Source organism: Ruminococcus sp. CAG:330, from assembly GCF_000437175.1.
GTDB lineage: Bacteria > Bacillota > Clostridia > Oscillospirales > Ruminococcaceae > Ruminococcus_C.
On the sequence record NZ_FR898041.1, the window covers coordinates 1 to 4870 of the forward strand.

At 55.1% G+C, this 4870-nt stretch carries 3 protein-coding genes; all 3 read left to right on the forward strand.

Annotated features, from left to right (window positions below):
• On the forward strand, positions 1-1082 hold a 1082-nt coding region (locus QZL66_RS04825; RefSeq protein ID WP_293601864.1), incomplete at its 5' end, for an exonuclease SbcCD subunit D.
• A 61-nt stretch (positions 1083-1143) separates the two neighbouring features.
• Positions 1144-3927, forward strand: coding sequence for an AAA family ATPase (locus QZL66_RS04830; protein ID WP_022410607.1), 2784 nt, complete (start codon positions 1144-1146; stop codon positions 3925-3927).
• 62 nt (positions 3928-3989) lie between these two features.
• The coding region (trpS, locus tag QZL66_RS04835) for a tryptophan--tRNA ligase (protein WP_293601865.1) at positions 3990-4870 on the forward strand (881 nt) is incomplete at its 3' end.

Below are 4870 nucleotides of genomic sequence, written 5' to 3' on the forward strand. Positions count from 1 at the left end.
CATTGAAATTCTTACATATCAGCGACCTGCATCTGGGGCGCAAATTTTATGGCCTGACATTTCTGCCCCAGCAGGAGAAAATGCTGACGCAGATCGTGCAGCTGGTACAGGAGGAGCATATCTCAGGGGTGCTCCTTGCCGGCGACATCTACGACAAACCCATTCCGCCGGCAGATGCTGTCACGCTGTTCGATGCATTTCTGACCGAACTGGCGCAGCTGCAAGTGCAGGTCTTTCTCATCAGCGGCAACCACGATTCGCCGGAACGCCTGCAATTCGGCAGCCGTCTTTTGGAGGAGAACCGCATTCACATCGTCGGCGTATTCCGTGGGGAACTGCCCTGCGTGACCGTTTCCGATGCCTGCGGCCCGCTGCACATTTATCTTATGCCATTTGTAAAATTTCACGAAGCTGCGTCATTTTTCAAGGAGCAGAAGCCGGAGGACTTCTCGGAACTTCTGGGGCAGCTGATTCAGCAAACGCCCATTTGTCCCGCTGAACGCAATCTGCTGCTCTACCACGGCTTTGTGACGGACGCTACCTTTGCGCCGGAGTGTTCTGACTCCGAGTGGCAGCTTGGCGGGATGCAGAACGTAGATCCGGCGGTGTTTGCGCCCTTTGACTATGTGGCACTGGGGCACATTCACAAACCGCAGTGGGTGCAGAAAGGCAAGATTCGCTATAGCGGGTCGATTTTGAAGTACTCGTTCTCGGAGAGCCGGCAGAAGAAGTCGGTGACTATCTTGGAATTTGGGGAGAAAGGCAAGCTTCAGGTGACAGAGCGGGAACTCCCTGTGCAGACGAATCTGCGCACACTGCGAGGGCCGCTGGAGGAGCTGCTGCGCTGTGCCGAGCCGTCAGAGGACTGGATTCGGGTGGAGCTGACGGATGAAAAGGTGGTGCCATATGCCATTGAACGTCTGCGCACGGTCTATCCCAATGTGCTGGAAATGGTGTATCTGAAACAGGAGGAGCGGACGCCGGCGGTGCGGACAGAGGCACAGAGGCAGCAGCCGTTCCGACTAAAACGCTGCTGGAACTGCTGGAAACATTTTATCAAGATGTCTGCCAGTATCCTATAGCAGAAGATCCGGAGGCAGAGGCGCTTCTGAAAGACATTTGTGAGGAGGTAGGAATGAATCCATGAAACCGTTGTATTTACGCATTTCCGGATTCGGGCCGTTTCCGGGGACGCATGAGATTCCCTTGGAAAAGATGGGAGAAGCTGGCGTTTTTCTGGTCACCGGCGACACCGGCTCCGGAAAGACCACCATTTTTGATGCTATTTGCTTTGCCCTGTACGGTGAGACCAGCGGCGGCGTGCGCAATCCGGAACAGCTTCGCAGCCAATACTGCGAGCCTATGACAGAGACCAGCGTGGAGCTGTCTTTTCTCTGCCGGGATAAATTCTACCGTGTCTATCGAAATCTGGAATACAAGCGCAAGAAGCTGTACGGCGATGGAATGACCGTCGAGGGAAAAAATGCGACCCTTTATTCGGAGGACGGCACAGTTCTGGCGGAACGTGTAGAGGCGGTAAACGCCAAGATTATTGAAATCACCGGCATGCGTGCCAATCAGTTTCGGCAGATCATCATGATCGCACAGGGCGCTTTCCAGAAATTTCTGTTTTCCAGTTCTACGGAAAAAGAGGACATTCTGCGCCAGCTGTTCCAGACCTACGCTTGTAAATCAGTGCAGGAGCTTTTGAAGTCCAAGACTGATGATGCAGCCCAGGTGGTACAGAACGAGGAACGGGAAATCTGCTATGCCCTGCACCAGATCGCTCCCCTTGATGAAGAGGCAGCAGGACAATATCAGCTGCTGCTGGAACGGGACGGCGCTGCGGTGGCAGCGGAGTTGTGCCAGATGCTGCAACAGTCGGGAGAAACGGCAGCAGCACAGCTGCGATCGCTGACGGCGGAAAAACAGAAACGCCAGAAAACCAGCGACACCCTTTTGCAGGAAATCGAGCGTGGAAAGGCACATAACCAGACGCTGCGCCAGCTGGAAGAAAATGCAGCAGCACTGGCACAGGCGGAAGCTGCATGCACCGCTGCAGAACAGGCACTTCGCCGGACGGAGGCGGAGACAGCGCACTTGCCGGAAAAGCAGGAGGAATACACACTGCTCTCCTATACCATGCCCATGTACCAGCAGGTCGCACAGCGGCAGGAATTTTGTAAGAGTCAGCAGCTGGCGCAGGAGCGCAAGAAACAGGCGCTTCTGCGGAATCAGCAGGAACAGGAACAGCGGCAGAAAAAAATACAGGCACTATCCGCAGAACTGGAACAGCTGGGAAATCCCGCAGCGGAATTGGCGCAGGAACAGCACACCATGGAACAGCTTCACCAGCGGCAGGAGATTCTGGCACAGCTGAAAACACTGCTCCGCCAGTGCGAAAAGGAAGCGGAGCTGCTGCATCAGTGTCAGACATGCGCTGACCACGCCCATCAGGTCTATTTTCAGAAGGAGAAGCCAGCGTACGATCGAGTAGAACAGCAGTTCTTTCAGAACATGGCTGGCAATCTGGCGAGACAGCTGCAGCCCGACACGCCCTGTCCGGTGTGCGGTTCTTTGAAGCATCCCGATCCGGCAGTGTGTGACAGTACAGTCGTAACGGAAGACGAGTTCAAAACGGCACAAAAAAACTATCGGAAAGCGCAGGAGGTCATGCAGCAGCAGAAGCACCAGCTGAATGTGCAGGAGGAACGCTGCCGGATGCTGCAGGCGCAGTGTCAGGAATTTGCGGAGAAAAACGGCGTGTCGCAGGATGCCGCAGCATTGCAGCAGGAGCAGACGGCACTGACTGCATCCGTACAGATACAGCAGCAAAAGCTGAATGCATTACAAGCGCAGCTGAATCGGGAACGGCAGGCGAGAAGTGCCTTGCAGGAACAGCAGCAGCGTTTGCCGGAGGTACAGGCTGCCGGAGAAGCACTGCAAGGGGAACTGCAGACGCTGGAAACCTCCATCGCTGCCGAACAGGCGCAGCTGACACAGATGCAGTCCGAACTGCAATACGCCACACTGGCAGAGGCGCAGCAGCACCTGCAAGCGCTGGAGTCGGAGATTCGGCGGAGCCAGGAACGGCAGAAACAAGCGGCGGAATTATTGCAGGCGCAGCGTGAGAAACTGACGGGATTGCAGGAGATCGCAGCGCATCTGCAGCAGGCAGCAGGAGAAGCTCCGGCGTATCCCGTTGCGCAGAAAGAACAGGAGTGGCAGGCGCTGCGCCGGCAGCTCGACCAGATGCAGCAAAAACTGCACGCTTTGGAAAACCATTGCACAGCAACCGAAAAAATCGCCGCACAGACGGCAGAGCAGGCGGATATCCTACAGCAGCATGCGAAAACAGCCCAGCGATACCGCAAGCTATACCGCATGATTACAGGACAGCAGGGCGGAACAGAGCGCATCTCTTTCGAGCGCTTTGTCCAGACCTACTATTTCAATCAGGTGCTGGAACAGGCGAACCAAAAGCTCTACCAGCTTTCTGGCGGAAGATATCAGTTTGTGCGCCGGCAGGATGAGAAAAAACGCAACATCTCCTCCGGCTTGAATCTGGACATCCTGGACTTCTACACCGACCGGAGCAGAGCCGTGGAAACGCTGTCCGGCGGAGAAACTTTTCTGGCGTCGCTCTCTCTGGCGCTGGGGCTCTCGGACACGGTTCAGCAGCAGACCGGCGGCATCCAAATGGATGCCATGTTCATTGACGAAGGCTTCGGCTCGCTGGATTCCACGGCACTGGATCACGCCATCCGTCTGCTGGAACAGCTCTCCGACCACAGCCGTATGATCGGCATCATCTCCCATGTGTCAGAACTTTCCGACCGCTTCGAGAACCAGATTCGTGTAGAAAAGACGCCACATGGCAGTCGGATCACCTGCATCGGGCAGGCATTTCAGGAATCCGACTGTTGACGATGCTGCCGAAACGTGCTATAATAGAGGACGGTAAAAAATATCGGAAAGGGAGAATTTCCATGAAGCAGGTTATTTTAACAGGGGACCGACCGACCGGCCGGCTGCACGTTGGGCACTATGTGGGTTCCCTGAAAGAACGGGTTCGGTTGCAGAATTCCGGAAAGTACGACGAGATCTATATTATGATTGCTGATGCACAGGCGCTGACAGACAACGCTGAGCATCCGGAAAAAGTACGGCAGAACATCATTCAGGTGGCACTGGACTATCTGGCATGCGGACTGGATCCGGCAAAATCTACGATTTTCATCCAATCCATGGTACCGGAACTGACGGAGCTGACGTTTTACTATATGAATCTGGTGACAGTTTCCCGTGTACAGCGCAATCCCACGGTAAAAGCGGAGATTCAGATGCGCAACTTCGAGGCAAGCATTCCTGTAGGCTTTTTCTGCTATCCCATCAGTCAGGCAGCAGATATCACTGCATTTCACGCAACCTCTGTTCCGGCCGGCGAAGACCAGATGCCGATGCTGGAGCAGTGCCGGGAGATCGTCCACAAGTTCAACGCCGTTTACGGAGAGACGCTCACAGAACCGCAGATCATTCTCCCCAGCAATCAAGCGTGCCTGCGGCTGCCCGGCATTGACGGCAAGGCAAAGATGAGCAAGTCCTTGGGCAACTGCATCTACCTCTCTGATGAGCCGGAGGAGATCCGCAAAAAGATCATGTCCATGTTCACCGACCCCAACCATCTGCGGGTAGAAGACCCCGGCAAGGTGGAGGGCAATCCGGTCTTTGTCTATCTGGACGCTTTCTGCAAGCCGGAGTATTTTCAGGAGTTCCTGCCGGAGTACAGCAGTCTGGACGAACTGAAGGCCCACTATCAGCGTGGCGGACTGGGTGACATGAAGGTCAAGAAGTTCCTGAACAATGTGAT

Excerpts from the sequence above, each read along its gene's own strand:
- QZL66_RS04830 (WP_022410607.1), top strand. The coding sequence starts at position 1,144 with ATGAAACCGTTGTATTTACGCATTTCCGGATTCGGGCCGTTTCCGGGG.